22 protein-coding genes are annotated in these 26,140 nt (G+C 72.6%); 15 read left to right on the top strand and 7 right to left on the bottom strand.

The genetic code is table 11. The features are described 5' to 3' along the window. Window positions 1-23: 23 nt before the first annotated feature. Entirely contained in the window at window positions 24-563 is a 540-nt protein-coding gene (locus ACYVHU_RS14175) for a hypothetical protein (protein WP_078762299.1), read from the bottom strand. Window positions 564-722: 159 nt separating this feature from the next. Here ACYVHU_RS14175 and ACYVHU_RS14170 point away from each other — a divergent pair, with 159 nt between their 5' ends. From ACYVHU_RS14170 to ACYVHU_RS14160, 3 genes are all read left to right on the top strand, one after another. Next, window positions 723-1,241, top strand: a complete 519-nt coding sequence (locus tag ACYVHU_RS14170) for a low molecular weight protein-tyrosine-phosphatase (protein WP_432938989.1) — start codon at window positions 723-725, stop codon at window positions 1,239-1,241. Window positions 1,242-1,251: 10 nt separating this feature from the next. Beyond that, window positions 1,252-2,127 (top strand): fructosamine kinase family protein, encoded by an 876-nt coding sequence (locus ACYVHU_RS14165; RefSeq protein ID WP_078762297.1) that lies wholly within the window; start codon window positions 1,252-1,254, stop codon window positions 2,125-2,127. 72 nt (window positions 2,128-2,199) lie between these two features. Continuing rightward, entirely contained in the window at window positions 2,200-3,075 is an 876-nt protein-coding gene (locus ACYVHU_RS14160; RefSeq protein WP_432938992.1) for a DUF8017 domain-containing protein, read from the top strand. Between the two features lie 40 nt (window positions 3,076-3,115). Here the strand turns inward: ACYVHU_RS14160 and ACYVHU_RS14155 are convergent, their stop codons facing one another. Continuing rightward, window positions 3,116-4,060: an AraC family transcriptional regulator gene (locus ACYVHU_RS14155; protein WP_078762295.1), complete on the bottom strand. Its 945-nt coding sequence runs from the start codon at window positions 4,058-4,060 to the stop codon at window positions 3,116-3,118. Window positions 4,061-4,141: 81 nt separating this feature from the next. Here ACYVHU_RS14155 and ACYVHU_RS14150 point away from each other — a divergent pair, with 81 nt between their 5' ends. Then, window positions 4,142-4,975, top strand: coding sequence for an NAD(P)H-binding protein (locus tag ACYVHU_RS14150; RefSeq protein ID WP_078762294.1), 834 nt, complete (start codon window positions 4,142-4,144; stop codon window positions 4,973-4,975). 266 nt (window positions 4,976-5,241) lie between these two features. On the opposite strand, the gene ACYVHU_RS14145 is transcribed toward ACYVHU_RS14150, so the two are convergent. Continuing rightward, window positions 5,242-5,577, bottom strand: coding sequence for an SHOCT domain-containing protein (locus ACYVHU_RS14145; RefSeq protein WP_078762293.1), 336 nt, complete (start codon window positions 5,575-5,577; stop codon window positions 5,242-5,244). Between the two features lie 168 nt (window positions 5,578-5,745). Between ACYVHU_RS14145 and ACYVHU_RS14140 the strand changes: the two genes are divergently transcribed. Both ACYVHU_RS14140 and ACYVHU_RS14135 read left to right on the top strand, forming a co-directional pair. Next, on the top strand, window positions 5,746-6,960 hold the full coding sequence (locus tag ACYVHU_RS14140; RefSeq protein WP_235001004.1) for a sensor histidine kinase: 1,215 nt from the start codon (window positions 5,746-5,748) through the stop codon (window positions 6,958-6,960). Window positions 6,961-6,965: 5 nt separating this feature from the next. Further along, window positions 6,966-7,616: a response regulator transcription factor gene (locus ACYVHU_RS14135; protein WP_394330058.1), complete on the top strand. Its 651-nt coding sequence runs from the start codon at window positions 6,966-6,968 to the stop codon at window positions 7,614-7,616. Window positions 7,617-7,618: 2 nt separating this feature from the next. Here ACYVHU_RS14135 and ACYVHU_RS14130 read toward each other — a convergent pair whose 3' ends face one another. The 3 genes from ACYVHU_RS14130 to ACYVHU_RS14120 all read right to left on the bottom strand — a co-directional run bounded on the left by ACYVHU_RS14130 (window position 7,619) and on the right by ACYVHU_RS14120 (window position 10,997). Then, a complete protein-coding gene (locus ACYVHU_RS14130; protein WP_078762290.1) occupies window positions 7,619-8,557 on the bottom strand; it encodes a carbohydrate ABC transporter permease in 939 nt (312 codons plus the stop codon). Next, window positions 8,554-9,534, bottom strand: coding sequence for a carbohydrate ABC transporter permease (locus tag ACYVHU_RS14125; RefSeq protein WP_432938998.1), 981 nt, complete (start codon window positions 9,532-9,534; stop codon window positions 8,554-8,556). Before ACYVHU_RS14125 ends, ACYVHU_RS14130 begins: the two co-directional genes overlap by 4 nt. A 116-nt stretch (window positions 9,535-9,650) precedes the next feature. Further along, window positions 9,651-10,997, bottom strand: coding sequence for an ABC transporter substrate-binding protein (locus ACYVHU_RS14120; RefSeq protein WP_078762288.1), 1,347 nt, complete (start codon window positions 10,995-10,997; stop codon window positions 9,651-9,653). Between the two features lie 411 nt (window positions 10,998-11,408). On the opposite strand from ACYVHU_RS14120, the gene ACYVHU_RS14115 reads away from it, so the two are divergent. The 5 genes from ACYVHU_RS14115 to ACYVHU_RS14095 all read left to right on the top strand — a co-directional run bounded on the left by ACYVHU_RS14115 (window position 11,409) and on the right by ACYVHU_RS14095 (window position 20,012). Beyond that, on the top strand, window positions 11,409-11,573 hold the full coding sequence (locus ACYVHU_RS14115) for a hypothetical protein (RefSeq protein ID WP_200813651.1): 165 nt from the start codon (window positions 11,409-11,411) through the stop codon (window positions 11,571-11,573). 113 nt (window positions 11,574-11,686) lie between these two features. Beyond that, on the top strand, window positions 11,687-14,791 hold the full coding sequence (locus ACYVHU_RS14110) for a lantibiotic dehydratase (RefSeq protein ID WP_498948719.1): 3,105 nt from the start codon (window positions 11,687-11,689) through the stop codon (window positions 14,789-14,791). Then, window positions 14,788-16,131 carry a lanthionine synthetase C family protein gene (locus ACYVHU_RS14105; RefSeq protein ID WP_078762285.1) on the top strand — a complete coding sequence of 448 codons (1,344 nt, stop codon included), beginning with the start codon at window positions 14,788-14,790 and terminating at the stop codon, window positions 16,129-16,131. Before ACYVHU_RS14110 ends, ACYVHU_RS14105 begins: the two co-directional genes overlap by 4 nt. A gap of 293 nt (window positions 16,132-16,424) precedes the next feature. Beyond that, window positions 16,425-18,836, top strand: a complete 2,412-nt coding sequence (lon, locus tag ACYVHU_RS14100; protein WP_078762284.1) for an endopeptidase La — start codon at window positions 16,425-16,427, stop codon at window positions 18,834-18,836. Between the two features lie 90 nt (window positions 18,837-18,926). Further along, window positions 18,927-20,012 (top strand): Gfo/Idh/MocA family oxidoreductase, encoded by a 1,086-nt coding sequence (locus ACYVHU_RS14095; protein WP_078762283.1) that lies wholly within the window; start codon window positions 18,927-18,929, stop codon window positions 20,010-20,012. Window positions 20,013-20,096: 84 nt separating this feature from the next. Here ACYVHU_RS14095 and ACYVHU_RS14090 read toward each other — a convergent pair whose 3' ends face one another. Then, window positions 20,097-21,020: a LysR family transcriptional regulator gene (locus ACYVHU_RS14090; protein ID WP_078762282.1), complete on the bottom strand. Its 924-nt coding sequence runs from the start codon at window positions 21,018-21,020 to the stop codon at window positions 20,097-20,099. A 196-nt stretch (window positions 21,021-21,216) separates the two neighbouring features. On the opposite strand from ACYVHU_RS14090, the gene ACYVHU_RS14085 reads away from it, so the two are divergent. The 4 genes from ACYVHU_RS14085 (at window position 21,217) to ACYVHU_RS14070 (ending at window position 26,112) form a co-directional block, all read left to right on the top strand. Next, a complete protein-coding gene (locus ACYVHU_RS14085) occupies window positions 21,217-22,368 on the top strand; it encodes an MFS transporter (RefSeq protein WP_235001011.1) in 1,152 nt (383 codons plus the stop codon). A gap of 203 nt (window positions 22,369-22,571) precedes the next feature. Continuing rightward, window positions 22,572-23,384 carry a DeoR/GlpR family DNA-binding transcription regulator gene (locus tag ACYVHU_RS14080; RefSeq protein WP_235001003.1) on the top strand — a complete coding sequence of 271 codons (813 nt, stop codon included), beginning with the start codon at window positions 22,572-22,574 and terminating at the stop codon, window positions 23,382-23,384. A 15-nt stretch (window positions 23,385-23,399) separates the two neighbouring features. Continuing rightward, on the top strand, window positions 23,400-24,740 hold the full coding sequence (locus tag ACYVHU_RS14075) for a GntP family permease (RefSeq protein WP_078762280.1): 1,341 nt from the start codon (window positions 23,400-23,402) through the stop codon (window positions 24,738-24,740). 10 nt (window positions 24,741-24,750) lie between these two features. Beyond that, the gene (locus ACYVHU_RS14070; RefSeq protein ID WP_078762279.1) at window positions 24,751-26,112 is read left to right on the top strand and encodes a four-carbon acid sugar kinase family protein; all 1,362 of its coding nucleotides are present in this window, start codon (window positions 24,751-24,753) and stop codon (window positions 26,110-26,112) included. Window positions 26,113-26,140: the final 28 nt, after the last annotated feature.

Raw genomic sequence — 26,140 nt, 5'->3', positions numbered from 1 at the left:
GGAGAACGACACCGGGAGCGCGATCAGGAGGAGGCGGTCCCGTCCTCCCGCTCCAGGTGGGCGGTGCGAGCGTAGGCCAGGGCGCCGGCCCCGCCCGACACCCAGCCCAGCCCCAGGGCGAGGGCCGCGGTGCCGTGGGGCAGCAGCGAACCCGCGAAAGGGGACGGGGAAGCGTAGTCGGCGTCCATGCTCAGGCCGCCGTGCGCCTGAGGTCCGAGCGGGGTGTAGGCGAACCACCCGAACGACGGCTCCGTGCCCGCCCCCACGGCGATCCCACCCAGCGCCAACTCGTTGTTCACCAGGGTGGCCACCGCCTCGCCCGCGCCCGCGGCCAGCACCACCACGCCCCAGCCGAGGAGGAACACGGCCATCGTGGCCGCCCGGGACGCCACACCCGGCAGGGCGACGCGCAGCAGCAGTACGACCACCCCCACCGTCACGGCCACCTGGACCAGCGTCACCGGCCAGGACAGGAAGGACGACCGCCACCCGTCCAACAGGGCGATCAGGACGGTGGGAACGACGACGGCCAGCGCGATCGCGCGGCGACGTGAGAGGGCCATGGGGCGACTGTAGGGGCGGGGGCCGACAGAAGACCAACCACGGCGTCACACGGTCCGAAGGCGGCCGGGGAGACCGGACCCGGCGGCGCAGCACCCCGATCCGGACCCGACCGCGCCGGGTCCCCGTCTCCCGAGGGGAACTCGGTTACCGTGGGACACATGAGCCTGCCCCAACCCCGTGACCCCGAAGGTCCGTACCGCATCTGCTTCGTGTGCCTCGGCAACATCTGCCGCTCCCCGATGGCCGAGAAGGTACTGCTCGCAGATCTGGAGCGGGCCGGCCTGGCGAACGAGGTGTCCGTGGACAGCGCGGGCACGGGCGACTGGCACATCGGCTCGGCCATGGACGAACGCGCGGCTTCCGCGCTGCGTGTCCACGGTTACACGTTCGAGCACGTCGCCCGCCAGTTCGACGCGGGCTGGTTCGCCGAACGCGACCTCATCTTGGCGATGGACACCGACAACCTCGCCGACCTCCGCGCCCTGGCGCCCGACGAGGACGTCGCCGAGGGCAGGATTCGGCTGTTCCGCTCCTTCGCCCCCGGTGTCGGGCCCAACCCCGAGGTCCCCGACCCCTACTACGGGGGTGACGACGGCTTCACGGCGGTGCTCAGCATGATCGAGGCCGCGGCCAAGGGGCTCACCGACGAACTGACCGCTCTGCTCGGCCCGCACTAGGAGGGGCGCCGTGCCGTCCTCGATCGCCGACCGCGTCGCCGGGCTCACCGGGCGCGACGTCGCCACCGTCATCCCCCTGGGCACCAGCCACACCTGGGAGCTCTACCGGGCCGAACGCGCCGACGCCTCCCCACTGTTCGTCAAGGCCGCCGCCGGGCACGACCCCGACGGGGTCCCGGTCGGACTCTTCCGGGCCGAGGCGCTCGGCCTCGGCTGGCTGAGGCGCTCCTTCGGGGCGCCGGTCCCCGCGGTCGCCGGTTGGGACGACACCATGCTGGTGTTGGACTGGGTGGAGGAGAGCGCCCCCTCCCCGGAGGCCGCGGAACGTTTCGGGCACGCCCTCGCCGCGATGCACCTGGCCGGTGCGGACTCCTTCGGCGCCGAATGGGACGGCTACATCGGTCCGCTGCCGTTGGACAACACCCCCCACGACTCCTGGCCCGAGTTCTACGCCGAGCAGCGCGTCCGGCCCTACCTGCGGCGGGCGGCCGATCGGGGCGCGCTCACCGCCTCCGACGTGCGGCTCGTCGAGAAGGTCCTCGACGCCATCGATGACCTGGCCGGCACCCCGGAGCCCCCCGCGCGCCTGCACGGCGACCTGTGGAACGGCAACGTGATCTGGCAGGACGACGGCGCCGTGGCCGTCGATCCGGCGGCGCACGGGGGCCACCGCGAGACCGACCTCGCGATGCTGTCGCTGTTCGGGCTCCCCCACCTGGACCGGGTGCGCGACGCCTACAACGAGGCGGCTCCCCTGGCCTCGGGGTGGCGCGCCCGTGTCCCGTTGCACCAGCTCCACCCCCTGCTCGTGCACGTCTGCCTGTACGGTGCGGCCTACCGGACGACGGCGCTGGAGGCGGCCCGGGCCGCGCTGAACGCCGGTTGAGACCCCGGCCGCCCGGCTCCCGGGCCGTACCGGTGCGGAACGGGCGCGCGTCGATCCTCTAGAGTCGGGGCCGTGACTTGGCCTGGACACGATCCGAGGGGCGGTGGCTGGGAGCGGCCCGCCACGCACGAGCCCCGACGCCCCGCGGCCGGGGGCGTGAGCCCCATGATGGCGGCGGTCCTGGCCATCGTGTTCGCCGCGGTGCTCATCGTCGCGGGCGCGGTGGTCGTCATCACCCTGCGCGAAGACACGGGGGAGGCGGTCGCCTCTCCCCCGCAGGGCGGCTCCTCGCAGGAGGCCGCGGCCCCCACACGGGAGGAGACCCCGTCCTCCCAGGAGGAGGAACGGCCCCCGGCGGAGGCCCCCGCCGAGCCGACCCTTCAGGAAGGGTGGACCGCGGTCCGCGTGGCCAAGTGGGGATTGACCTACGAGGTCCCCGGCGGAGACGGCTGGACGGTCGACACCCCCACCACGATCCGCGGGTGGGAGGGAGCCGAGGGGGACCAGGTCTCCATGAGCGGGACGGCCGGTTACCACGACGGATACCGCTGTGACCACCGATCGCTGGCAGAACTGGGCGCGCGCGGCATCGTCGACTCCGCCGACACCGAGGAGATGACCGAGGCGGCGGCCCTTCAATGGGCGCTCGCCTCCTACCACACCGAGGCGGGACAACCCGAGGTCTCCACGGCCTCGGTCGAGGAGTTCGCGGCCAATGGACTGAGCGGGCACCACGCCGTCGTCGACGTCGAGGTGCGCCAGGACGATCCCGACTGCGACCCGGCGACGGCCCGTGTCCACGCCGTCGGGGTCCCCACCGACGGCGACGGCGCGGGGACCCGCCTGCTGATCATCGACGTCCACACCGGGGTGGAGGGCGCCCTGGGCGAGGACGTCGTCGAGACCATCGTCTCGACCCTGCGCGACAGCGACACCGATATCGCCTGAGCGGCGCCGGGGTGCGACCGCGACGCTCACGGGTCCTTCTTCACTCACCGGGCGCGGCACGGGCGGCCAGGCGGTACTCGCTGGGGCGTACACCGCGGACGCGCTTGAAGGCGCCGCTCAGGCTGAAGGCGTCGGCGTATCCGACCTGTCGGGCGATGGTGGCCACGGTGTCCTGCGTCTGGGTGAGCAGGTCGGCGGCCAGGCACACGCGCCAGGCGGTGAGGTAGGCCATCGGCGGCTCGCCGAGCAGTTCGGTGAACCGGCGGGCGAACGTGGCCCGGGAGACCCCCGAGCGGGAGGCCAGCTCCGCCACCGTCCAGGGGTGGGCGGGGTCGTCGTGCATGAGCCGCAGCGCCCTTCCGACCACGGGGTCGTCCAGGGCCCGGTACCAGGCCGGGATGGTGACCCCGGGGCGGGCGAACCACTCGCGCAGGGTGCTCACTAGCAGCAGGTCCAGCAGGCGGTCGAGGATGACCTGCCGCCCCGGCGCGTGTCGCGCGGTCTCGGCGACGATGAGGTCCATGACGGGGCGGGGGCCGTCCGGAGGAACCACGAGGACCCGCGGCAGTGCGTCCAGCAGCCACGCGCACAGCTCCTCACGCAGCCGGCAGGAACCGATGAGCAGCACCGCGGGGTCTTCGGTGTCCGGTGGGGCACGGTGGTCGCGGTCCGGGGCGCCGGGGGCCTCTTCGCCCTCCACGGCGAGGCAGGAACCGTCACCACGGACCAGGAACCGCGGTGGTGTGGTGACGGTGTCGGCGACCGTCCAGGGACGGGGGCCCACCACGATCGCGACATCACCGGAACCGATCGGTACCGGTGCGGTGTCGTCGGGCACGATCCACCCCTGACCGCGCAGCGATGCCACCAGGGTGAGCGGGGTCTCGCCGAGGAACCGGAGCGACCACGGGGGCGTCAGCGCGGAGTGGTCGAATACCGCTCCGCGCGCGTTCAGGTCGTAGAGGAGGTCGGTGAGCACGTCCATACCGACGACCTTAGACGCCTGGACATTGAAATGAGATATCCGCCCATGGATCGTCCAGGTTCGCGCTGTTTGGCTGTGGATATGACGAAAACACCGAACACGGACGTGCTCGTCCTGGGCGGCAGCGGCAAGACCGGCCGCCGTGTGACCGAGGCGCTGCGCCGCCGTGGCGCACGCCCCCGCCCCGCCTCGCGCTCGGGCGGCCACAGGTTCGACTGGTACGACGAGGAGACCTGGGAACCGGCGCTGGCGGGGGTGGAGGCGGTCTACCTGGTCGATGCGCAGAGTGCCGACGCCGCGGAGCGGATGCGGGCCTTCGCCCGGCTCGCGGTGGACGGCGGAGCGCGCAGGCTGGTGCTGTTGTCGTCGCGGGACCTGTGGATGATAGGGGATCCCGCGCTCCTCACGGTCGAACAGGCCGTACAGGACTCCGGTGCGGAGTGGACGCTGCTGCGGCCGAGCTGGTTCTCGCAGAACTTCACGGAGGCGTGGTTCATGGCCGAGGGGATCGCGGCGGGGGAGCTGCGCCAGCCGACCGGAGACGGGTTGGATCCCTTCATCGACGCCGAGGACATCGCCGAGGTGGCGGTGGCCGCGCTCCTCGATGACGGTCACGCGGGGCAGGCCTACGAGCTGACCGGGCCGCGCCTGCTGTCCTTCGGCGACGCGGTGGCGGAGATCGCGCGGGCGACGGGCCGGGACATCGGCTACGTCCCGGTGACGGAGGAGGAGTACGCGAAGGAGATGGCGCGCAGGGGCGTCGCGGCCGAGGAGATCGAACAGTTCATCATGCTGTTCGGCAGGATCCGGCGTGGAGCGAACGCCTATCTCGCCGATGGTGTCCAGCGGGCGCTGGGCCGAGAGCCCCGGGACTTCGCCGACTACGCCGCGTCGATCGAGGTTCGGGGGTCCTGAGACGCCGGTGCGTTCACGGCCGACCGAGGGAGGGCCCGGATGGGTCCGACCGCGCGGTGGGAAGTCCCGTGGGCGGCGCCGGACCCGCCCGGAGAGGACGGAGGGGCAGGGCCGAGGCGACCGGTGCCGGCGTGGACCCGGCTCGATCACCGCCCACAGGCGGCGGACCGGCCCTGACCATGGGGGCACCCGGTCCGGGTGGCGCCCGATCGCTCCCCCGCCCCGCGGGCCTCGGCCCGCGGGGCGGGGGAGCGGAGCCGCAGTGTTCAACGCCGGCCCTTGGGCGGGGAACCGGGGGTCCAGTTGAGCGCGCTGGCACGCTCCATGAACTCCTCGACGCTCAACTCGCCGCGCGCGAACCGTTCGGCCAGCATCCGTTTCGCGCTGGTCTCGGGAGGTTCGGCGGCCGGACGGGCCCACGGCGGGCGGCCCCCATGGCGGCGGACGGACAGGAACACGACCAGTCCGATCAGCAGGAACAACAGGAACATGGTGCCTCCGAAGGCGTGCAGGAACAAGGGCGGGCCGTCGCCCCAGGAAGGGGCGGCCTGGGCGATGGCACCGGATGCGGCCGCGCCCGTGGCGAGGAACATGCTGTACATGCGGAGATGATCGCGCGCGGAACCCCGCCGTGTCGTCGCCCCGCGGGCGGCTTCGCGGCTACGCACCGCTGCGTAGCGCGGATACGCACGGCGGCCGACGTCCGATGAGGGGCGGAGGACTATCGTCGTTAGCGCGGCCCGTACCGGCACATGAGAGGGGGTGCCGCAGTGCCGCCGAGAACCACACGTGTCCTGGCCCTGGACATCCCGCTGGGGATCCTCCTCGGCTCCCTCGTCCTGTTCGCGACGCGGGCCCAGCTCGGCATGGGCGAGGGCGGCCCGCAGCCCGGGGCCGCGGGCCCGCCGTGGGCGGGCGACCGTCTCCCCCCGTTGCCCGTCACCGTCTATGCGGCGGTGGCGGTGGCGACCGCCGGCGTGATGGCACAGCGGGTATGGCCGCGCACGGCGTTCGCGCTCACCGCGGCCGCGGTCACCGGGTTCCTCGCCACGGGCCGTCCCTTCGGGCCGATCCTGCTGCTGTTCGCGGTGGGGCTCTTCTCGCTGGCGGTGACCCTCCCGCCGCGAGTCTGGGCACCCTGGTCGGCGCTGATCCTGCCCGTCATCGCCGCGGGATGGTCGGGCCCCCTCTCCCCCTGGCGTGCCGATCCCGCCACGCTACGTTCCGCCGTGGGGTTCCTGGCGCTGACGGTGCTGGCCATGGCGCTGGGCTCCCTCGTGCGGATCCGCCGCGAGAACACCCGCCGGGACCGCGAGGAGGAACTCCGCCGCTCCCTCTACGAGGAGCGGCTGCGTATCGCCCGCGAGGTCCACGACGTCGTCGGCCACAGCCTCTCGGTGATCAGCATGCAGGCGGGTGTCGCGCTGCACGTGCTGGACCGGCGCCCCGAGCAGGCCGCGCCGTCGCTGGAGGCCATCCGCCGCACCAGCAACGAGGCGCTCGCGGAGCTGCGCGGCACGCTCGCGGTGTTCCGCGACCCCGACAACGGTCGCGAACCCCGCGCCACGGGACCCGCCGCCTCCCCGGCCCCGCTGCCGGGCCTGGAACGGGTCGGCGACCTCGTCGCCACGGTCACCGCCGCCGGGCGCCGGGCGCGGCTCCAGATCCACGGCGATCCCTCCCACCCGCCGGCCGCGGTCGGCCACGCGGCCTACCGCATCGTCCAGGAGGCGCTGACCAACGCCGTCCGCCACGCCGACGGTGCCGACATCCTGGTCACCCTGTCCCACCTGCCGACGCACCTCGTCGTCGAGGTCGCCGACGACGGGCCGGCGCGCTCCGCGCCCGTCGAGGGGACCGGGATCACGGGGATGCGCGAGCGTGCCAGGGCGGTGGGCGGCGCTTTGCGGGCCGGTCCGCGCCCCGGCGGCGGGTTCGAGGTACGCGCCGAGCTTCCGCTACGCGGGGCGGGGGAAGGAGGGTGACCAGGATCAGGGTGGCCGTCGCCGACGACCAGGCGCTGATCCGCATGGGACTGCGGGTCCTCCTGGACGCCGAGGAGGACCTGGAGTTCGTGGGCGAGGCCGCCGATGGCCGCGCCGCTGTCGAATTGGTCCGGCGTGAACGGCCCGACGTGGTGCTGATGGACGTGCGGATGCCGGTCCTGGACGGTATCGCGGCGTTGCGCCGGATCGCCGGCGACGAGTCGCTGGCGACCACCCGGGTCGTCGTGCTCACGACCTTCGAACTGGACGAGTACGTCTTCGACGCGCTCGCCGCGGGAGCCGCGGGCTTCCTGCTCAAGGACAGCGACCCCGGCGAGCTGCTCCGCGCCGTCCGGGTCGCCGCCGCCGGCGAGTCACTGCTCTCCCCCTCGGTGACACGACGGGTCATCGCCGAGTTCGCCGGCGGGGCGCGGACCCGCGGTACCCCCGGCCCCGACCTGTCCGCGCTCACCGAACGCGAACGCGAGGTCCTGGCGTTGGTCGGCGAGGGGCTGACGAACGAGGAGATCTCCCGCCGCCTCGTCGTCAGCCCCGCGACCGCGCGCACCCACGTCAGCCGGGCCATGGTGAAGCTGGGCGCCCGTGACCGCGCCCAGCTGGTCGTCATCGCCTACCGGGCCGGGCTGGTGCGCTGAGCTCAGCCCTTGACGCTGCCGGCCAGCAGGCCGCGCACGAAGTAACGCTGGAGCGAGAAGAACACCAGCAACGGCACGATCATGGAGACGAACGCGCCCGCGGTGAGGCGCTGCCACTCGTTGCCCCGTGTCCCCGCCATCTCGGCGAGCCGGACCGTCAACGGCGCGGTCTCCACACCGCCTCCGGCGAAGATCAGCGCGACGAGCAGGTCGTTCCACACCCACAGGAACTGGAAGATCGCCAGCGACATCAGCGCCGGAACGATCAGGGGGGTCACCACGCGCCGGAAGATCACCCCGTGCCCCGCGCCGTCGACCCGGGCGGCCTCGAACAGGCTGCGCGGCAGCTGCGCGATGAAGTTGTGCAGCAGGAACACCCCGAGCGGCAGCCCGAAGATCGTGTGCGCCACCCACACCGTGGTGAACTGGAACGCGCCCTCCAGCTCCCAGGCGGGCAGCACCTGGACGCCGCCGATGCTCACCCCCTCGGAGAAGAAGCTGAGCAGCGGCACCAGCGACATCTGCAGCGGGACGATCTGCAGGGCGAAGACGCCGAGGAAGATCCAGTCGCGTCCGGGGAAGTTCATCCAGGCCAACGCGTAGGCGGCGAGCGCGGCCAGTGCCACCACGAACACCGTCGAGGGCAACGTGATGACGAAGGAGTTGACGAAGTAGCTGGCCAACTGGCCCTGGCTGGCCGTACCGAACAGGACGTCACGGTAGTTGGCCAGGGTCAGGCTCGGGTCGGTGAAGAACGTCCACCAGCCGGTCGTCTTGATCTCCTGCTCGGGGCGGAAGGAGGAGACGAACAGCCCGAAGGTGGGCAGGGTCCACACGACGGCGATGACGATCGCCGCGATGCTCGCGGCCCGCCCCGACAGCCGGCGGCGGACCCGGGCCGCCGAGGACTCCGTGGCGGCGGGGGAGGTCGGGGCGCTCATCGCTGCTCCCTGGCACGTCGATTGGTGCGCATCTGCACGAGGACAAGAGGAATGACCAGAACGAACAGGAAGACCGCCAGCGCCGAGCCCTGGCCCAGCTCGCCGTAGCGGAACGCCTGGTTGTACATCTCGTTGGCGATCACGCTGGTGTCGAATTGGCCACCGGTCATGGTGCGCACGATGTCGAAGACCTTGAGCGTCTGCACCGAGATCGTGATCAGCACGACGGTCACGGTCGGCCAGACCGAGGGCAGCGTGATGTGGCGGAACAGCTGCCAGGGCGTCGTCCCGTCGAGGCGCGCGGCCTCGATGATCTCGGCCGGGATGGCCTTGATCGCGGCGGACAGCACGACCATCGCGAACCCGGCCTGCACCCAGATCAACACGACGATCAGCAGCAGCGTGTTCAGGGGCTGGTTGAGCAGCCACTGCTGGGGCTCGCCGCCGAACCAGACGACGATCTGGTTGAGCAGGCCGATCTGGTCGGATTCGGCGGGGCGCACCGCGTAGACGAACCGCCAGATGATGCTGGCGCCGACGAAGGAGATCGCCATCGGCATGAACATCAGCGACTTGGCCACCGATTCGAAACGCGAGCGGTCCACCAGGATCGCGTAGAGCAGCCCGGTCGCGGTCGCCAGGAGGGGGGCGAACAGCACCCACAGCAGCGTGTTGCGCAGCACCGTGAGGATCTCGGGCTGGGTGAACATCCAGACGTAGTTGTCCAACCCGACCAGGCTGTCACCGGATCTGTCGAAGAACGACAGCGCGGTGGTGCGAATCGCCGGGTAGACCAGGCCCAGCAGCAGCAACAGCAGCGCGGGGCCGAGGAAGCACACGGCCTGCCACCAGTCGCGCCGGGTCTTGGGTCCGCGGTCGACCAGGAGCAGGAGCAGACCGATGACGGCGGCGAACCCGGCGACGCCGATCACCAGCCACAGGATCTTGGGGAGTTCTTCGAGCAGGGAGAAGCCCATGCCGGCCCTTTCGGTGGGCGGACCGGGCGCCGGCACGCGCCGGCGCCCGGGACGGACTTACGGGAGGAGGGATGGGCGGGGACGGGGGCCGTCGCCCGCCTCGGGGGCAGCGGGAATCAGGAGGAGGGCCAGGATTCCTCGATGTAGGCGAGGGTCTCCTCGGTCTCGTCGCCGTTGATCCAGTTCGTCATGCCGCGCCAGAACGTTCCGGCGCCGACCGAGGCCGGCATCATGTCGCTGCCGTCGAACCGGAACACCGCCTCGGAGTCGCGCAGGGTCTCGGCGCCCAGTCGGTCGGTCGGGGCCTCGAGAAGGTCGAGGTCGAGGTCGCGGTGGGCGGAGAACCAGGAGCCCAGGGAGGCGCGGCTGTTGGCGTACTCCACGGTCGACAGGTACTCCTGGACCGCGACGACCTCGGGGCGGTCGGCGAAGGCGCCGATGAACTCGCCACCGCCGAGCACCGGGGTGCCGTGCTCCTCCTGGATGGGCGGCAGGTTGAAGGCGTAGACGTCACCGTCCTCGGCGACGGTGGTCCCCTCGGGCCACTGGGCGGCGTAGAAGGAGCCCATCAGGTACATGCCGCACTGCCGGTCGAGGATGGGGGTGCCCGCGTCCTGGAAGGAGGTCGTGGCGATGCTCTGCACCTCGCCGTGGCCGCCGTTGACGTAGTCGGGGTTGCGCAGGATGGAGTCGACGCGGTCGAGCGCCTCGGCGACGGCCGGATCGTCGAAGGGGATCTCGTGGTCGACCCACTGGTCGTAGACCTCGGGGCCGTGTTCGCGCAGCATGATGTTCTCGACCCAGTCGGTGGCGGGCCAGCCGGTGGCGTCACCGGACTCGATGCCGGCGCACCACGGCTTGATGCCGTCCTCGACCATCGCGTCGCTGATCTCGATCAGCTCGTCCCAGGTCGTGGGCGTCGCGTAGCCGTTGTCGGAGAAGAGTCCGGGGGAGTACCAGACGAACGACTTGACGTTGGCCCCCAACGGCGTTCCGTAGAGCTCTCCGTCGACGGTGGCGTAGTTCAGCCAGTCCTCGCTCCAACCGGATTCCGCGTTGGCGCGCACGCTTTCGGGAAGTGCGATGGCGTCACCTGATTGGGCGAAACGGGCGAGTAGGCCGGGTTGGGGGAAGAAGGCGAGGTCGGGGGCGTTTCCGCCGTCGACCTTCACCTGGATCTGCGCCTCGAATTCGCCGCTTCCCTCATAGGCGATGTCGATACCGGTGCACGAGGAGAACTCCGACCAGGATTCTTCCAGCAGCTCGGCCTCCTGGTCGCGAATGGAGGCGTAGATGGAAACGGTGGTGCCGTCGTGTCCCTGCCACTGCTCGTAGGCGTCGCAGTCGGCGGATTGGGGGTCGGCTCCCTGCGATTCGCCTGATAGGTAGGAACAGCCACCGGCGAGTAGCAGTAGGGGGAGTGACGCCGCGATGGTCGCGCGGCGGCGCGCGGGCGTGGTCATGCGTGTACCTCCAGTACCGCCGGATGGTGTGGTGTAGACCGGGGTTGTTTCGTCTGATGGAAGTGGTTTTGAGTGACGTTGTCCACATATATAGGTGCTCTCTGTCGTAACGTTTGTGTCACACATGGCGATGCGCCTGGTCAGCGGGTCTGACCTTTCCGGGGGCGTATCCGTTCATGGGGCGGGTGGTGCAACTCACGACCCCGGGACCTTGCGAAACGCGGCGAACCGCCAGATCTCGTCGGCGTGTCGGGGTGGGCCGGCGGGGAAGCGTCGTGACGCCGTGTCGTTTCCACGCCCATATCGACGTTGTTTTGTCAACGGTTGTATTACGCGAATGGTGGTACCTATATTTGCTTCGCCCTGCGGGTCGGGTGCCAATGACCCGCATTCCCGCCGAGGAGGACGAATATGCCCAGCGCCCTGTTCGAGCTCGACGTCGAACTCGTCACCTCGACCGACGACACCCCTGTTCACCCCGACGCCGCCCGCGAACTCGACGAGAACGCCGCCCTCACCCCCACGACGGTCAACACCTACGCCGCGGGAATCGCGATGTGCATTCCCTGCTGCTGACCTTCGGCCAAGGAAGAACGACCCCCATTGTCCGCCTCGGGCAATGGGGGACCGGGGCGGCCCGGTGAGCGAACGAACGGAACCCAGTGTCGCGTGATCCCCGGAATGGGGCGGTGTACCGTCCCGCGTCCTTCGGTGTCGTCCGGATGGCCGCGCTCCCCCTGCGTCACCCCGCCGTGGCCGTCACGGCACGCCCGGACGGAGCGGCCGCCGACCAGCGCGGATCCGCGCGCCTCCTGCTCGACCTCGTCGCCGACCCCGTCGTCCGCGAGGCGATCCAGACCTCCAGCGCCTCCCTCGCCGCGACCATCGCCCGCATCGAGTCCGGCCGCCCTGTCGACCAGGCCAGGGTGGATCGCGCGGTGCTCTCCGTCACCCGCTACCTCCTGCGGATGACCCGGCGCACCACCCCCTTCGGACTGCTCGCCGGAGTGGCCCCGGCGTCCTTCGGCGCGCCGACCGAGATCCGCATCGGCGCCCGCCACCACAAGCGGCCACGGCCGGACACCGCCTGGCTGGCCGGCCTCACCTCGGATCTCCACCACGACCCCAAGGCGCGGGACGGCCTCCTCCTCGTCGTCAACAACCTGTGCCACCGGCGCGGCGACCGGCTCGTCCTGCCCTATGTCCGCGAGGCCGACGGCCATCGGAGCGGCCCGGTGGCCCACGAGCTCACCGTCGGCCTCACCCCTGTCGTGCGCGCCGCGGTCGAGGCCGCCCGCCTGCCCCTGACCTTCGCGGAGCTGCGCGCCGCGGTCCGCGCGCGCTTCCCCGAGGCCGCCGCCGACGACGTCGACCTGCTCATCGGCCGTCTCGTCGACCGCGAGATCCTCCTCACCGACGTCGCGTCCCGTACCGACCTACCCGATCCGCTCGCCCACCTCGGTGAGCGCCTGGCGCAGACCGACGCCCCGGTGGCGATCGAAGTGCGGGAGGTGGCGCGGCTGCTGGACGCCTACGCGGCCACCGCGCCGGGAGAGGGCGGGGAGCGCTGGCGCGACGCCGTCACGGCCATGCGTCGGATACGCTCCGCCGACCTGCCCGGCGGTCGCCCGCCGATCCAGGTCGACCTGCGGCTCGACGCCGACTTCCGCCTTCCCGAGGAGGTCGCGGTCGAGGCGGCGCGCGCCGCCGACGTGCTGTGGCGGCTGGCCCCCGCGGGCGCGGCCCACACCCCCCAGCTCGCCGACTACCACCGGGCGTTCCTGGACCGGTACGGGATCGGTCGTCTGGTGCCCGTCCGGGAGCTGCTCGACCCCCACCTCGGCCTGGGAGTCCCCGCCGGCTACCGGATGCCCCCCGGGGACCGCCCCGCCCCGCCCGAAGCCGCCACGCCCTACCCGGCCTCCCGCGACGAGACGCTGGGACACGCCCTCCACGCCGCCCTCGCCGCCGGGCCGGGCAGCGAGCTCGTCCTCGACGACGGGCTGGTCGCCGCCCTCTCGGGGGAGGGGGAGGAGGTCCCGCCCTCCCCGACACTCGACCTGTGCGTCCAGATACTCGCCCGCTCCGCGAACGCCCTCGCCGAGGGGGACTTCCGGCTGGTGGTGGCCAACGGCTCCTACACCGCGGGGGCGATGGCCGGGAGGTTTGCCCACCTTCTCGGCCTCGAACGCGAACTGGCCGGCCTGCACACGGAGCGGGGGGACGGGCCTCTCACCGCCCACCTGTTCTTCCAGCCCTACGCGGCGCGTTCGGGCAACGTCGCGCGTACCCCGCTGCTGGCCCCCAGGGCCGTCGCGGTGGGCTGCTTCCCGGTGGAGCGGGACGGGGCGGGCGATCCCGTCGACCTCGGCGATCTGGCCGTGGGGGCCACCGGTGAACGGCTCTACCTGGCCCTGGCCTCCACCGGGCGGGAGGTGAGGGTCATCCGTCCGACCATGCTCAACATCGTCACCGAGGCCCCCAACATCGCCCGCTTCCTCGCGGCGGTCTCGATGAGCGGGGTCCGCCCCTGGGCGCCGTGGCAGTGGGGCCGCCTGGACGCGCTGCCCCACCTTCCCCGGGTCCGCCGGGGCCGCAGCGTCCTGGCGCCCGCCCGCTGGCGGCCGGACCCCACACTGTGCGACCCCGCGCTGTCGGAACGCGCGTGGGAGCGCGCCCTCGACGCCTGGCGGGAGCGGCTGGGCGTCCCCGACGTGTTGCGGGTCAGCGCGCTCGACCGCCACCTGGACCTCGACCTCGGCGCGCCGATGCACCGGAGGTTGCTCCGCGCCCAGCTGCGCGAACGCGCGGTCCCGCTGCTTCAGGAGTCCCCCCTCGCCGATCCGGCGGAATCCGGCTGGAGCGACGGTCACGCCGCCGAGGTCGTGGTGCCGTTGTTGTCCCTCCGTCCCGGGCCGCCGGCCCCGGCACCGGCCCGGCTCGCCCCACGGGTGGCCCACCCGCCCGGAGGCGAGTGGCTCTATGCGAAGGTCTACGTCGCCCGTGACCGCATGGACGCGCTCCTCGTCCGCGACCTGCCGGCCTTCCTCTCCACGGTGGAGGCCGACGTCGACCGCTGGTTCTTCCTGCGCTACGTCGATCCGGCCCCGCATCTGCGGCTGCGGCTGCACGGGCGGCCCGAGCGGTTGCTCTCCGCCGTCCTGCCCGCCCTGCACGCCTGGGCGGCGGCCGTCACCGAACGCGGGGTGATCCGCAAGGTCGTCCTCGACACCTACGAGCCCGAGGTCCTCCGCTACGGCGGTCCCGATGCGATCGAGTACGCCGAGCGGCTCTTCGACGCCGACAGCCGTGTCGTGGCCGGCCAGCTCGCCGCCCGCGCGCGGGGGGTGACCGCCCCGCCCCTGGAGACGCTGGCCGCGATGAACCACGCCGAACTCCTGCGCGGCCTGGGGGAGTGGGACTGGTGCGGCTGGGTGCTCGACACCTACCCCATCGAGCTGCAGAAGGAGGTCGCCCCCACGGTACGCCGGACCGCCGCCCCGCTGGCCGACCCGGATCGGTGCCGCAGACTCGCCGGACCGCCGGGGAGGGCGGACGAGCTTTTCGCGCACTGGCCGGCCCGCGCCGCGGCGGCCCGCGCCTACGGTCGTGCCCTGGGGATCGGCGGTTCGAAACGGCCCTCCCCCGCGGCCGCCACGGCCGTCGCCGGCCTCCTGCACATGCACGCCAACCGGCTGCTGGGCATGGACCCCGCCGCGGAGCGCCGCTCCTACGGCCTATTGCGCAGCGCGGTCCGGACCAGGGTGGGCCGGACGGGGGGAGGGGCCCGATGAGCGCTCCGCAGCGGGTCCGTGCGGCGCGTGTCGTGGAGGAGGTCGCCCGGCGGCTGAGCGATCCCGACGCGGTCGTCGCGGCCACCCGGGCCAACGCCGGGCGTCGCGGGGTCGATGAGTCCCGGTCCCCGTTGTGGGAGCCGGGCTCGCTCAACCGGGGGTATCCCGGGCTCGTGCTCTTACCCGCCGAGTTGGGCCTCTCGGCCCCCGACAGTGAGGGACACCGGCTCAACGCGCACAGGTACCTGGAGCTGTCGGCCGCGGCCACCCGTGCCCGACCCGCGCACGGCGCGTTCGCCGGAGTGGGCGCGCTGGCCTCCGCGGCCCGTGTCGCCGCGGGCGCCGACGGCGACTACGCGGGGCTCCTGGCCCGGACGGACGCCCGTATGGCCGAGCACGCCCACCGGTTGGTGGCGCTGCACGTCTCCACCCGTGCGGCCGGGGAACCGACCTACCCGGCGCTGGTGGACGTCCTCAGCGGCCTCAGCGGAGTCGGCCGTTATCTGCTGCACCGGCGCAGGGCCGCCGCCCCCGACGTGGCCGCCGCCCTGCGCGCGGCCCTGGGCTGTCTGGTCTCCCTGCGCCTGCCACTGTCGGTCCGAGGGGTCGAGGTGCCCGGGTGGTGGTTCGGCGCCACCTCCCGCACCCGTGTCGCCGAGGAGTTCGCGGACGGACAGGTCAACCTGGGTCTCGCCCACGGGGTCCCCGGCCCGTTGGCCCTGCTCTCCCTGGCCTGGGAGGAGGGGGTCCGGGTCGACGGGCAGGCCGAGGCGATCGAGGGCATGGCGCGGTGGCTGCTGGAGTGGCGCGAGGAGGACGCCGCCGGACCGTACTGGACCGCCTACATGCCACTGCGCTACTACGCGGACCGGCGGGCCTGGCCCACGCCCCTGCCGGCGCGTCCCTCGTGGTGTTACGGGGCCGTGGGGACCGCCCGCGCCCTCGACCTCGCCGGGCGGGCCCTGGGACGGCCCGAGTGGGTCGGGGCCGGTCTCGAGGCGGTGCGGGCCATGCTCCGCAGGCCCGTCGCGGACTGGGGCGTGGTCGACGACGCCCTCTGCCACGGTCGGGCCGGGATCCTGTACCTGCTCGGCCTGTTCCACGCCGACCACCCCGAGGCCGGCTTCGGGCCGGCGGTCGAGGAGAGCGCGGCACGCCTGCTGGCCGGCTTCGATCCCGAGGCCCCGTTCGGGTTCCGCTTCCACCAGCCGGCCGCCGACCTCGATCTGGACATGCCGGGGTTCCTCGACGGCGCCGCGGGGATCGCCCTGGCCCTGCACGCCTACGCCACCGGCCGTCCGCCGGCCAGCGGCTGGGACACCCTGCTCCTCCTCCGCTGAGGCGGCCTCCCGGGACATGACGCCCTGCGTTTCGCGGCGCCCTCCAGGGTGCTTCGCCACCGGGCGCGCCAACGCGGCGGGACGCGGACGGCGCCGCGGGTGCCCGGGGCCGTGGCGTGGCTCGCCGTCGATCCGGGATGGGCGTGGTGAGCACCCGGGACACGCGCTCGGCAGGAGGGCCCCGAACCGGTCTCCCCGAGGGGTTGCCCGTGATCGCTCAGGGCGAACAGGAAACAGGGAACAAAGGGAGACTCTTCTTTATTGAGTGCTAGTGACTCAACAAGGAGGGTCAGATGACCGAAACGCAGACCGCCGTGACGCTGCCCGTCCTGCCACTGGACGACGATGTCGTCCTGCCCGGCATGGTCGTGCCGGTCGGCATCTCCGACAGTGAGGTCCGCGCCGCCATCGACGCCGCCAGGGCCGGAGAAGAGGAGCAGGCCACGGCGTCCGGCATCCGCGCCACCCCCAAGTCCCGCGTTCTCATCGTTCCGCGCATCGACGGCTCCTACGCGGCCGTGGGCACCGTCGCCGTCGTCGAGCAGGTCGGCCGCACCCCCGAGGGCGAGCCGGCCGCCGTACTCCGGGGGGTCGCCCGGGCCCGTGTCGGCAGCGGCACCACCGGCCCCGGCACCGCGCTGTGGGTCCTGGCCGTGGTCCACGACGAGGAACCGCCTGAAGGCGGCTACCCCGGCCGCGTCCGCGAACTCGCCCGCGAGTACAAGACCCTGCTCACCACCTACCTGCAAAAGCGTGGGGCCTGGCAGATCATCGACGGGATCCAGCAGCTGGAGGACCCCGGACGTCTCGCCGACCGCGGCGGCTACTCCCCCTTCCTCAAGACCTCCCAGAAGCTGGAGCTGCTGGAGGGGTACGACGTCGCCGAACGCCTCGGCCGGTTGATCGAGTGGACCCGCGAGTACCTGGCCGAGCTCGACGTCACCGAGACCATCCGCAAGGACGTCCAGGAAGGGGTGGACCGGCAGCAACGCGAGTTCCTGCTGCGCCGCCAGCTCGAGGCCGTCCGCAAGGAACTCGACGAGCTGTCCGGCAGGCCCTCCAGCGAGGAGGCGGACTACCGCGAGCGGGTCGAGGCCGCGGACCTGCCCGAGCACGTCCGTACCGCCGCTCTCGCCGAGGTGGACCGGCTGGAACGGGCCGGAGACGCCTCCCCTGAGTCCGGTTGGATCCGCACCTGGCTGGACACCGTGCTTGCCATGCCCTGGAACGAGCGCAGCGAGGACGCCTACGACGTCTCCGAGGCGCGCGAGGTGCTCGACGCCGACCACGCGGGTCTGGACGACGTCAAGGAGCGCATCGTCGAGTACCTCGCGGTGCGCCGGCGCCGCTCCGACAAGGGCCTGGGGGTGGTCGGCGGCCGTCGCAGCGGGGCCGTGCTGGCGCTGGTCGGACCGCCCGGTGTCGGCAAGACCTCGCTGGGGGAGTCCGTCGCCCGCGCGATGGGACGCGCGTTCACCCGCGTCGCCCTGGGCGGCGTCCGCGACGAGGCCGAGATCCGCGGGCATCGCCGCACCTACGTCGGAGCGCTGCCCGGCCGTATCGTCCGCGCGATCAAGGAGGCGGGCACGATGAACCCGGTCGTGCTGCTCGACGAGATCGACAAGGTCGGCAGCGACTTCCGCGGGGATCCGGCGGCCGCGCTGCTGGAGGTCTTGGACCCGGCCCAGAACCACACCTTCCGCGACCACTACCTGGAGGTCGACCTCGACCTCAGCGACGTGGTGTTCCTCGCCACCGCCAACGACGTCGAGGCCATTCCCGGCCCGTTGCTGGACCGCATGGACCTCGTGCGGCTCGACGGCTACACCGAGGACGAGAAGGTGGTCATCGCCCGGGACCATCTCCTCCCGCGTCAGTTGGAGCGGGCGGGGCTGGACGCCGAGGAGGCGCTCCTCGGCGAGGACGCGCTGCGTCGCCTGGCCGCCGAGTACACCCGTGAGGCGGGCGTGCGCGGTCTGGAGCGGGCGATCGCCCGGGTGCTGCGCAAGATCGCCGCCTCCGTCGCCCTCGGGGAGCGCGGACTCCCCGTCACCGTGGCGGCGGAGGACCTGCCCGACTACATCGGCCGGCCCCGCCACGTTGCGGAGCCGGCGGAGCGCATCACCGCGCCGGGGGTGGCCACCGGCCTGGCGGTCACCGGCGCCGGGGGTGACGTGCTCTATGTCGAGGCGTCGCTCGCCGACCCCGAGTCCGGCGCGAGCGGGTTGACCCTGACCGGCCAGCTCGGCGACGTGATGAAGGAGTCCGCCCAGATCGCGCTCTCCTACCTGCGTTCGCGGGGCGCCGAGATGGGGCTGCCCGTGGGCGATCTCAAGGAGCGGGGGATCCACGTCCACGTGCCCGCCGGCGCCGTCCCCAAGGACGGTCCCAGCGCGGGGATCACCATGACCACGGCCCTGGCGTCGTTGCTGTCGGGGCGCCCGGTCCGCTCCGATGTCGCGATGACGGGGGAGGTGTCGTTGACCGGAAGGGTGCTGCCGATCGGCGGGGTGAAGCAGAAGTTGTTGGCCAGCCTGCGCAGCGGGATCACCAACGTGATCATCCCGGCGCGCAACGAGCCGGACCTCGACGACCTGCCCGCCGACGTCCTGGCCCGGTTGAACGTCCACCTGGTGGACGACGTTCGCGAGGTGGTGGAGATCGCGTTGCAGCCCGCGCGGCGCACGGAGGCCGTGGCCGCGTGACGGTCGCACCGGGGCGCCGTCGCGGACGGCGCCCCGGTCCCGCCGGCGGCGGGGCGGGGGAGATCCCGGACGACCCGTTAGATTGGACCCATGACGTCTGCGCACGCCCCCGAGCTCCACGTCGCCCTGATCGGCTTCGGCAAGGGCGGTGAGGTCTTCCACGCTCCCCTGATCGATGCCACGCCCGGCCTGCGTCTGTCGGCGGTCGTCACCGGCGACCCCGAGCGGGCCGCCCGGGTGCGCGAGCGCTATCCCGAGACCGAGGTGCTCGCCTCGGTCGAGGAGTTGTGGCGTCGGGCCGAGGATTTCGAGATCGTGGTCGTGGCCTCCCCCAACGCCACCCACGTCCCGTTGGCGCGTGCCGCGCTCAAGGCGGGCCTCGCGGTCGTCGTGGACAAGCCGTTCGCGCTGACAGCGGCCGAGGCGCGCGAGCTCGCCGAGGAGGCCGAGCAGCGCGACCTTCCTCTCACGGCCTTCCACAACCGGCGCTGGGACAGCGACTTCCTGACGGTGTGGAAGCTCATCGACGACGGGAAGCTCGGCGAGGTCCACCGCTTCGAGTCGCGCTTCGAGCGCTGGCGGCCCCAGCCCAAGGACACCTGGCGCGAGCGGGGGACGGCCGACGAGGGCGCGGGGTTGCTCTACGACCTGGGGCCGCACCTCGTGGACCAGGCGATCAACCTGTTCGGACCGGTGGCCACGGTCTACGCCGAACTCGATTCCCGCCGCCCCGGGGTGGCTGCCGACGACGACGCCTTCGTCTCGCTCCACCACGCCTCGGGTGTGCGCTCCCACCTGTGGATGAGCGCGCTGGCGGCCCAGCTGGGGCCCCGCTTCCGGGTCCTCGGCGACCGTGGCGCGTTCAGCATCCGCGGTCTGGACGGCCAGGAGCGCCGGCTGGAGCGGGGCGAGCGCCCCGACGCCGCCGACTGGGGCGAGGAACCGATGGTCAAGTGGGGCGCGCTCGGTGTCGAGGGCGATCTGCTCGCGGTGGCCAGCGAGCGCGGCGACTACCCGGCCTTCTACGCCGCGGTCCGCGACGCCGTGGGCGAGGGGGAGCCGCTTCCGGTGGAGCTGCACGAGGTCGTCCACGGCCTGGAGGTCATCGAGGCGGCGCGGGAGAGCGCCCGGACCGGACGGGCGGTGCACCTGTCCGCCAAGTCTGAGGCGGACTGATCCACGGGAGGGCGCGCGGTGGCCCTCCCCGGCCTCCTCGCCGCCGCGCGGCGCGCGCCGGCGGTGCCCTTCGGGAGCGGCCTGTCAGGCCAGTCCCTCGGCGACGAGGAGGGCCCCCTCCTCTAAAACGAACGCGCGGAACGAGGCCACGGCGGGCGGCTCGTAGCCGGCCGGACGCCACACCAGTCCCAGGGTGCGCACCGCGCCGGGGTCGTCGATGACGAGTTCGCCGGTCCCGGGGAGGAGGCCGTACCGGTGGGGCGGCAGGACCGCCACGCCCAGCCCCGCGGCCACCAGACCGCGGGCGGTGTCGATGTCATCGCCCTCGAAGGCCACGCGGGGCGCGAAACCGGCCCGGTGGCACAGGTCGTCGGTCAGGTGCCGCAGGCCGCGCCCGGGTTTGAGCGCGATGAAGTCCTCCCGGGCCACCGCGCGCAGCGCCACCCGCTCGCGTCCGTTGAGCGGGTGGCTGTCCGGGACGACGAGCCGCAGTGGCTGGGTGTGCAGGACCCGGGTATCCAATCCGGGTTCGGCGGGCAGTGGAGAGGTCAGCGCCAGGTCCACCGAACCGTCACGTAGGTGGTGCATCGCCGCCGCCCACACGTCCTGGATGAGGGCGAAGCGCACGTCGGGATGGCGCGCGCGGAATCCGCGGATCAGCGCGGGGACGACCTCGGCGCCCAACGTCGGCGGAAACGCCAGGGTCACCCGGCCGGCCGAGGCGTCCGTCAGTTCGGCGGCCCCCTCGGCCAGGGTCTCCAGCGCCCGTCGGACGTGGGGGAGGAGGACCCGGCCGGCCCGTGACAGCCGGACGCCCCGTCCGGTGCGTTCCAGCAGCTCCAATCCCAGTTCCTCCTGAAGGCGGGCCAGCGCGCGGCTGACCGTGGGCTGGGGGACCCCCAGTGCGTCCGCCGCCTGGGTGATGTGCTCGTGGGTGGCCACGGCCTCGAACATGCGGAGCCGGGGCGCCAGTACGTGGGCGATGCGGCGGATCTCCTGACCATCCATGCGTATCAGTATCGAACATCCGATATCCATGTATTGGACGTATGGAATGGCCGTGTTTAACGTCGAGGGAGTGACCTCGACCTCGACTGATATGACTTCGGCGGACCAGGAGTCCGGGGACGACCCGGCCCGCGGAACGAACGGCGCCTCCTCCTGGCAGGGGTGGCGGCGGGGAACGGGTGGCCACCGGCGGATCATGGCCGCGATGGGGGCGGCCGGGGTCGCGACCTTCGCCCAGCTCTACGCGGTCCAGGCGGTACTTCCCGGGCTCGCCTCCACTTTCGACGCCTCGGCCGCGCAGACGGCGTTGACGGTCTCCTTCGCCACCGGGGGCCTTGCCGGATTCGTCCTGTTGTGGAGTGGGGCGGCCGACCGGTTCGGCCGGGTCCAGGTGATGATGACGGCCTTGGCGGTCTCCACGCTTCTCGGGCTGTTCGCGCCCTTGGCTCCTGAACTGTGGGCCCTCATCGCGCTGCGCGCGGTCCAGGGGGCCTTCCTCGGCGGAGTTCCCGCGGTGGCGATGGCCTACCTGGCGGAGGAGATCCACCCCGCGGACCTGTCCCGCACGGCCGCGGGATACATCGCGGGCACCACCATCGGGGGCATGACCGGGCGGCTGCTCTCGGGGGTCGTGGCCGACTTCGGCGGCTGGCGTTGGGGGATCGCGGCGGACTCCGCGCTGGGGCTGGTGGCGTTCGTGGTGTTCGCCGTCGCCGTCCCGAGGGCGCGGGGGTTCACGCCGGTCCGGCGTGGGACGGGCCCCGGCCTGCTGCGGCGGTTGGCGGGGGCGCTGCGCGATCCCGGCCTGGTGGCGCTGTACTGCCAGGGGCTGTTCCTCATGGGCGCCTTCGTGACGGTCTACAACTACCTGGGCTTTCGGATGCTGGGGGAGCCGTTCGGCGTCTCGCAGACCGTCGTGGCCTTCCTGTTCGTCGCCTACCTGGCGGGCACCGCGGGTTCGGCGATCGCGGGCGGGCTGACCGGGCGGCTCGGCCGGCACACGATCCTGCTGGCGGGCGTGGCCGGCATGGTCGTGGGGATGGTCGGACTGGCGGTCACCTCGCTGATCGCGGTGGTCGTCGGGCTGCTGGTGATGACCTTCGCCTTCTTCGCCGCCCACACCACCGCTTCGGCGTGGGTGGGACACCGTGCCACGACCGGCCGCGCCCAGGCGTCGGCGCTCTACACCCTCGGCTACTACCTCGGGTCGAGTCTGTTCGGCTGGCTCGGCGGCGTGGTCTACGGTCACCTCGGCTGGGGCGGCGTCGTGGGCTACGTCGTGGCGTTGTGCGCCGCCGCGGCCCTCTCGGGGGTGATGGTGCGGTTCCCCGTTCCCGCCGCCCGCTGAACCCGGGTCGCTCCGGCCCCGATCCCTCGGCACGGCCGTGGCGCCGCGTGACGCGCGGCGCCACGGCCGTGTTCGCGTTGCGCCATCGGATCGGCGCGCGTTGTGAGCGTCCGCGTATGCGCGTGGTGCGCACTTCACGCATTTGAAACCTCCATCTTGCGTAAAATGAGCAAAAAGGTCATGATGGGGCGAACGTTACGCGCATGACCTGGCAGGAGGAGTCGATGGGACGCCACCAGCGGCTGCTGGACGCCGTCACCGAGGGGATCCAACGCGTCGAGGATCTCGCCGACGCCCTCGGCGTCAGTCCCTCGACGGTCCGGCGTGGGCTCAGCGAGCTGGAGCAGGCCGGGAAGGTGGTGCGCACCCACGGAGGCGCGGTTCCGGTCAGCGCGACCACCGAACTGTCGTGGACGCAGAAGAGCGAGCGCAACGCGACCGCCAAACGGCGCATCGCCGAGCGCGCCGCCGAGCTCGTGGAGGACGGCGCCGTCGTCCTGCTCGACGCCGGCAGCACCACCACCTTCGTCGCCGAACGCCTCGCCGACCGCTCCGGGCTGACCATCGTCACCAACGGCATCGGCCCCCTGTGGGCGCTGCACGACGCCGAGGACGTCGAGGTCATCCTGATCGGCGGACACGTCCGGCAGCGACGCGGCTCGATCGTCGGCGACTACGCGCGCGCCGTCCTCGACCGCGTCACCGCCGACATCGCCTTCATCGGAGCCGACGGGCTCGTGCCCGGGCGCGGCCTCAACTGCGCCAGCTCCGAACTCGCCGCGGTCAAGGAACTCCAGATGCGCAGCACGCGGCACACCGTCGTCGTCGCCGACTCCACCAAGATCGGCGCGGCGCCGTTCCCGCACTGGGCGATCGTCCCCGGCCCCTACACCGTCATCACCGACGAGGGCGTCACCGAGGACGACCGCGCCTCCCTCACCGAGGACCCGCGATGCTCCCCCCTCATCGTTCCCCTCGGTCCCGATTCCCCGGCAATGACGCCGGCGGAAGGCTAAGGAAGAAGAACGAGTATGGAACTGCAGCTGCTCGCGGCGCTGGCGCTCGGCGTCGCCGCGGTTGTCGCGCTCATCCTGTGGTCGCGACTGGACGCGTTCGTCGGCCTGCTGGCCGGTGCGCTGGTCACCGGCGTGGTGGCCGGAGTCCCGGTCACCGAGCTGATCGACCACATCAGCACGGGATTCGGTAGCACGCTGGGCGGTATCGGCGTCGTCATCGCCCTGGGCGTGATGATCGGCAAGATCCTGGAGGAGAGCGGTGGTGCCGACGCGCTCGCCAAGCTCTTCGTCCGGATGGCCGGTAAAGGACGCGAGGACGTCGCCATGACCGCCACCGGCGCGGTCGTCTCGGTCCCGGTGTTCTGCGACTCCGGGTTCGTCATCCTGCACCCGTTGGCCCGTTCGCTGGCCCGCCGCTACGGCAGGCCGATCGTCACGCTGTGCCTCGCGCTGGCGGGCGGCCTGGCCATCACCCACCACATGGTGCCCCCGACCCCCGGCCCCCTGGCCGCGGCCGGCCTCTTCGGCGCCGACCTCGGCTCGGTGATCCTCGCCGGCCTGCTGTTCGTCATCCCCCTCATCCCCGTCGTCGTCGCCTACGCGCGCATCGTGGGACCGCGCCTGGAGTCCCAGCTCGACCCGGCCCTCGTCGGCGACGCCGACGAGGACGAGATCGGCAAGGAGCCCGCCGACCCCCGGATCGGCGCCTTCCGCGCGAGCATCCCGCTCCTGCTGCCGCTGCTGCTCATCGTCGGCAACACCGTCACCGGTGCCGCCATGGAGGGCAGCGCGGTCGCCACCGTCTTCGCCTTCCTCGGCGAGCCCGCCATCGCCCTGCTCATCGGCCTGGCCATCGCCGTCTACCTGCTGCCGCCGCGCGGCACCGACCGCAAGACCGTGCTCGGCTGGCTGACCGCCGCCGCGGCCTCGGCCGGCATGATCGTCTTCATCACCGGTGCCGGCGGCGCGTTCGGCGAGGTCCTGCGCCAGTCCGGCGTGGGCGACGCGCTCGCCGACGCCGTCTCCGGCTGGCCCGTCCCGATGTTCCTCATGCCGTTCCTCATCGCGAGCTTCGTCCGCGTCGCGCAGGGGTCGGGTACCGTCGCGATCATCACCGCCGCCACGCTGAGCGCCCCGATCGTCGAGGCCGCCGGCGTCAACCCGACGCTGGCCGTACTGTCGGCCTGCGCCGGTTCGATGGTGTTCTCCTACTTCAGCGACTCCTTCTTCTGGGTCGTCACGCGGTTCACCGGGCTGTCCGGCGTGGCCGCCATGAAGATGTGGAGTGGGATGACCACCACGCTGTGGCTCGCCAGCCTTCCGCTGCTGGGTGTCGCGGCGCTGATCCTGAACTGAGGAGACCGTCATGGCTCAGGTCCTCGTCGTCGCCGACGACCTCACCGGCGCCAACGCGACCGGCGCGCGCTTCGCCCGCATGGGGATGCGCGTGGCGACCGTGGCGCCCGAGCACGTCACCCACGTGGCCGACGACTACGACGTCGTCATCGCCAACCTGGACAGCCGGCACCTGCCGCCGCAGCAGGCCGCCGACCTCGTCACCGACGTGATCGAGGCGGTGTGGCCGGTCGGACTGGTCGTCAAGCGCACCGACACCACCCTGCGCGGCAACATCGGGGCCGAGCTGGAGGCCGCCTGGCGAGCGGTGCGGGAACGCTTCCCCGCCGGCACGCGGGTGCGCGCGCTGTTCGCGCCGGCCTTCCCCTCGTCCGGGCGGGTCACCGCCGACGGGGTCCAGCTTCTCGACGGTGTCCCGTTGGAGCGGACCGAGCTCGCGTTCGACCCGCTCAGCCCGATGCGGACCAGCATCGTCACCGACATCATCGCCCAGCAGAGCGACCTGGCGGTGCGTCACGTCCCGATCCGCCAGGTCACCCACGCGATGCTCACCGCGGACCTGGTGGCGGGGGACGAGCCCATCGTGCTGTGCGACGCCCTGACCGAGCAGCACCTCGCCGACATCGCGACGGCCGCGGCAGAGGCCCACCGCAGGGACGGGACGGTCTGGGTGTCGGTCGACCCGGGCCCGGCCGGGGCGCTGCTCGCCGACGCGCTGCGCCTGGGCGGTCGCGGCAACGCGGCCGGCCCCCTGCTCGCCGTCGTCGGCAGCGCGACCGAGCTGACCCGGCGCCAGCTCGACGCGGTCGCGCGCACCGGACCGGTCCGCTTCGTCGACGTGGACGTCACCAGGCTGGCCTCCGGCGACGAGGAGCACCGCGACGACCTCGCCGCGGCCCTCACCGACCACCTCACCACCGCCGTCTTCCCCGAGGTCGTGGTGTTGCGTACGGCCACCTCGGCCGGCGACGTGGTGGAGCTGCCGGCCGAGTCCCGCCGCGCGTTGCCGCGCCTGCTCGCCGAGCTGGTCACCGAGGTCGTCGAGGAGGCCGGGCGCGCCGCCGGGGCCACCGGCCTGCCCAGCGGGCTGTACACCAGCGGAGGCGACGTCACCTCGGCGGTGCTCGACGAGCTCGGGGTGCACGCCTTCGAGGTCGGCGGCGAGGTCGTCCCGCTGGCGGTCCACGGGACGCTGAGCGGCGGCCCCCTGGACGGCATCCCCATCGTCACCAAGGGCGGCCTCATCGGTGACGACACCACCATCCTGGAGTGCTTCGCCAAGTTGCGCCGCGCGGTCCAGACCCGGCTGCGCAACGTGCGCTCCGAGGTCTCCGAGCACGTGCTCATCAGCGGCGGACGGCCGCGCGACTGACCGACTCATCCGGGCGTGACCTCCCCAC

It is taken from the genome of Marinactinospora endophytica (assembly GCF_054780875.1).
This window is presented reverse-complemented; position numbering and strand designations above follow the sequence as displayed.